Here is a 3,587-nt window from a genome sequence, read left to right on the forward strand (position 1 = left end):
AGAGGCTTATGCCACTCCCGCCAACCTTCAGACCCCCGCCGGTGAATAAGCCGGGCTAAGGGGGGGCATATCACATATTGTCAGGAGCTTGCTGCATGATCGACCTGTCCGTAAGGAAGCGCCTCCGCGAAAAAGGGCGGGCGAAGCTTGCGGCGCTGGTCTGCTCCACCCTTGTTGTCGGATCTCCGGGAACCGGATGGGCCGATGAGGAGCGAACCATCGCAGACGCCTCCCGAGACGAGAGTCTCGCTAGTCTGCGGGCACAGGATTCGGCTGCGAAGGAGCGCGACGCGGTCTTAGTAGGGACAGAACTTTACCCAGACATCTCGCAGCACACCGACCAGCCACGCTTCGATGCTTCGAGTAACCTGCTGGTCAATACCATTGGGGCAAGAACGGGCCTGTTTGGTGCCGCCTCTCGCGAAGGGGAAACATGGGCCAACCGCTATGTTCCGGGTACCGACCTGAGCGGAATCGTGCAGCTCTATTCGTTATCCACCACCGGCAACTATGGGGCTTTTTTCGGCACGCGTTCGAGCGACAACTACAGTGAGAGGGCCGAAAATATCATCGGGAGCATAAACCTTGTCGTCGCCGACAGCGATCGGCCCCACCTTCACTGGGCGCAGTACTCTGAAGGATATGTCCCGCGAGGGAAAACGGCTTTCCGGCTGCTCATCAACGATGAAAATTCTATTCAGAACGAAGGAAATCCGGCTCCTTTCGCCAACCCTTACAACTTCAATCCGCAGCAGTTGCTGAACAATTTGAGATTAGATTGCGGGATCGGAATGGGGGAGCCGCAAAGCTGCACCAACCCGCTGTCGATCCTTAACAATGGAGCGAATTATCGGTTGGGCATCCTGTTTGGGGACAAGTCCATCGAAGTGGTGGACGGGGCGGCAGATGCCGTGGCGCTGCCCGCCCAATATGCGCTTTCCTGGTACGGCGCACCAGGCAGGCCTGCTTGGCGCATCTATTCCACCGCACGCCAGACCGAGGCGGGCAGGCTGGTCATGACTGATGATGACGTCTCAATTGAGATTGGGCCGGGTAGGGAAACGCCGGCACTGAAGGTCGGGCCTGACACGATCGCGGCGCCCGCCGTGATCGCATCAGGTAAACCGCCATTGATGTCTGGCACCTGCGCTGTCCGCGACCGGCGAGGAGGTCAGACGGCCGGTTCCTTAGCCATGGCCCAGGATTGTGCGACAGGAACGATCGTGATTGGATTTTCTACCGAGGCGCCTAATGGATGGGCCTGCTTCGCATCCAGTCTCACACGTAGCGAAGGGAACTTGCGCGAAACCGCCTATGACAGGAAAAGTGCTACCCTCGCTGTTTCGAATATGAGGCGATCGGACTCCGTGGTGTTCTCCTGCACCGGCTTTTGATGGTCCCACGCGACCGAAATAGAGGAAAAGATGATTGTTGTAGGAGTTTTCGGTGCCAATGGCTTCATCGGTCGCCATCTCACCGCTGCTTTGCTGGCGCGAGGCTACAAGACTGTCTGCTTTGGCCGACATTTCCCCCTCGATTTCGAGAAGGCGTTCGGCGATCGAGCGGAAATGCGCTTGGTCGACCTGCACGATGATATTGAAACCCACCGGAAGCTGTTTGGTATCACCCATGTGGTGCAGCTCATCAACTCTTCCAATGCGGCGATCGGTAACAACAAAGTCGTCCCGGACATCCACAGCAACATTATTCCACATGTAAGTTTCATCAACTCATGCATTGTGTCCGGGGTCAGCTCGTTCACGTTCCTGTCGTCTGGTGGAACTGTGTACGGCCAACCCATGACTGTGCCGATCACGGAAGACCACCCTACTTTTCCGCTGAATTCGTATGGAATGACCAAGCTTTTCACTGAACAGTACCTGAGGATGCTATGTCGGGGGACGGAGATGGGGTTCAATATCCTGCGCGTCGCCAACCCATACGGTCCAGGCCAGACAGGCGCGGGCGGACAGGGGCTTATCGGCACGATCCTGCAAAAGTTCAGGCAGGAGCAACCTCTTACCATCTTTGGCAATGGATTGAGCGAACGGGATTATCTCTACATTGACGATACGGTAGAGGCGATCATTCGTGCACTCGAGCAAAAGCCTCTGAACGACGTTGTGAATATAGGCAGCGGGGAAGGGCGCTCGATCCTTGCGGTTCTCGAGGCGGTCGAGGCGGCTCTGGGCTGCCGCATCGCACGCGAACACGTCGAGGACAGGGCTACTGACGCGCCGTCCAACATCCTGGATCCTGCGAAGGCGGAGCAGTTGTTGGGGTGGAAGACCATCACGCCATTTCGCGAGGGTGTTGCACAGACGGTCGAATGGCAACTGCGCCAATGGGGATAAACCCCGTTGGAGGCAAATGATCGCTTCCAACAGGGTTTTCCTGTCTCCAGCCTTGCAAGATAGAGGCGATTGAGCAAAGCCGCATGAAGTTGCCGGTCCGTTCATAGGGGGACCGGGAGGCGGCAATGGAGTGACGTACATGCATGATTCTGCGTATCGGATCGGGGAGCTGGTCATGCGTACGTACAGCGATCTTCCCAATGCAAAGATCCTGGAAATAGGCTCACTCAACGTCAACGGATGCCTTCGGGATGCCGCGGCGTCGACTACCCAATATACTGGGCTGGATCTGGAAGAAGGGCCTTCGGTCGATCATGTAATCGATCCTGGAGCCGACTTTCCGGTTGAGGACGACAGTTTCGATCTTGTCATGGCCTCCTCCGTGTTCGAGCACGACACACGCTTCTGGGACACGTTCGTGCGCATGTGCCGCGCTGCCCGGCCCGGCGGCCATATCTACGTCAATGCACCCTCGAATGGGACGGTTCATCGTTATCCCATGGACTGCTGGCGCTTCTATCCCGATGCCGGGTTGGCCTTGGCCGAGCATGCGCGCTTACAGGGACTGGAAATAGATCTAGTCGAAAGCTTCATCGGCAATCGTCATAGCGATGTGTGGAACGATTTCGTAGCGATCTTCCGCAAGGGACCTAGCGCCGAGCCATTAAACACGGCCTTCGTGTATTATCGCTACCCGTCGCTTAATGCGCGCACCTGGCAGTCGCGTGCGGTCTACAACGAAAGCGATAGTACCGAGGATATGCAGCTCATAAATGAGCTGCGTCAACGCTGCGATAGCCTGTCAGACCCGGAGGCAGAAGGTGAACGCATTGCCCAACTGGAGGAAGCTCGCGGTGCCCTTGCTGCAGAACGGGAAAAGCACGCGGCGCTTAAAGAAGAAATGGCGCGCCTTTCGGCAGCGCTCGCTGAGACCGAGCAAAACGGCAGCCGTGCTGTCGCTGACAACGCACACCTCGCCGGGCAGATTGCAACGCTGGAAGGCAACCTGCGCGAGCGTCAGGAGGAAATCGAGCGGGCCTGGGCCCGTGCGAACGAACTGACGGATGAACGGGACGCGCAACTGGAGGAAGCTCGCGGTGCCCTTGCTGCAGAACGGGAAAAGCACGCGGCGCTTACAGAAGAAATGGCGCGCCTTTCGGCAGCGCTCGCTGAGACCGAGCAAAACGGCAGCCGTGCTGTCGCTGACAACGCACACCTCGCCGGGCAGATTGC

The 3,587-nt window shown here is 57.8% G+C and carries 3 protein-coding genes; all 3 read left to right on the plus strand.

The annotated features are described in order from the left end of the window. Positions 1-95: 95 nt before the first annotated feature. Entirely contained in the window at positions 96-1,394 is a 1,299-nt protein-coding gene (locus tag AX724_RS12855) for a hypothetical protein (RefSeq protein WP_066767124.1), read from the plus strand. A gap of 30 nt (positions 1,395-1,424) precedes the next feature. Continuing rightward, complete coding sequence (locus tag AX724_RS12860) at positions 1,425-2,354, plus strand: NAD-dependent epimerase/dehydratase family protein (RefSeq protein WP_066767125.1); 930 nt, start codon at positions 1,425-1,427, stop codon at positions 2,352-2,354. Between the two features lie 175 nt (positions 2,355-2,529). Next, a partial coding sequence (locus AX724_RS12865) for a methyltransferase domain-containing protein (protein ID WP_197421577.1) occupies positions 2,530-3,587 on the plus strand: 1,058 nt, incomplete at its 3' end.

The sequence above is a fragment of the Sphingobium sp. CCH11-B1 genome (assembly GCF_001556865.1).
GTDB lineage: Bacteria > Pseudomonadota > Alphaproteobacteria > Sphingomonadales > Sphingomonadaceae > Sphingobium.

Bases quoted from the DNA above. Each gene is read 5' to 3' on its own strand.
- AX724_RS12855 (WP_066767124.1), top strand. From the start codon at position 96: ATGATCGACCTGTCCGTAAGGAAGCGCCTCCGCGAAAAAGGGCGGGCG.
- AX724_RS12860 (WP_066767125.1), top strand. From the start codon at position 1,425: ATGATTGTTGTAGGAGTTTTCGGTGCCAATGGCTTCATCGGTCGCCAT.